Below are 637 nucleotides of genomic sequence, written 5' to 3'. Positions count from 1 at the left end.
CCCGGTTGAGCTTTTCCAGCTTTGAGGTATCAGGCAAGGGCGGCGTCCTCCTTTCCCGGTATCAGCACATAAATCCTATTCGGTTCTCCCACGCCCTGACGCACCCGCATGATAAGTCCGGCGGTTTCCAGTTCATTCAGAGAACGCTTGACCGTCATAGAGCTGCGGGACAAGACTGCGGCAATGGCTGTAACAGGGAAGCAGACAAACAGGATTCCGTTTTCGTCCTCCTGCCCTTTGGATAGCATAGCGTCCAACATCCGGCAGTACATGACCTTTGCGGTGCTGCTGACTGGAAATCCTGTCAACGCTCTGGGAAAGGGCATACAGGGCGGCAATGGTGTGTCTATCGTCATAAATTCAAAATTCATTCTGTGTGTTCCTCCTTTTTCTTTGCTCGTTTGGATAAATAACGGGGGCAGTCAATCACAACCGCCCGGAAGCTCTGCTTGCACCCATGCTGGCATTTCCGGCATAATTCGTTGTAAGTGACACGCCCCCGGTCATTGAGGTAAAAGGAAAGCTCATACTTCCTCTTTTTGCTCATTCTCGGCATATTGCGCTTCCTCCCGTTTTCGTGTATGGTTTCGGGGCGATTTTCGGCAAAATTACAGCCATAGAGCCGCTTAAAATCTCC

Annotated in this window: 2 protein-coding genes; both read right to left on the bottom strand. The window is 51.0% G+C overall.

Translation table 11 applies throughout. From position 1 onward, the window contains the following. Positions 1-29: 29 nt before the first annotated feature. On the bottom strand, positions 30-371 hold the full coding sequence (locus tag DW677_RS18085) for a DeoR family transcriptional regulator (protein WP_097786107.1): 342 nt from the start codon (positions 369-371) through the stop codon (positions 30-32). Further along, entirely contained in the window at positions 368-556 is a 189-nt protein-coding gene (locus DW677_RS18080) for a hypothetical protein (RefSeq protein WP_020989947.1), read from the bottom strand. Before DW677_RS18080 ends, DW677_RS18085 begins: the two co-directional genes overlap by 4 nt. Positions 557-637 lie beyond the last annotated feature (81 nt).

Source organism: Clostridium sp. AM25-23AC, assembly GCF_003435125.1.
Classification (GTDB): Bacteria; Bacillota; Clostridia; order Lachnospirales; family Lachnospiraceae; genus Pilosibacter; species Pilosibacter fragilis.
Note: the sequence above shows the minus strand (reverse complement) of the source record. Positions and strands in the feature narration are given on the sequence as shown.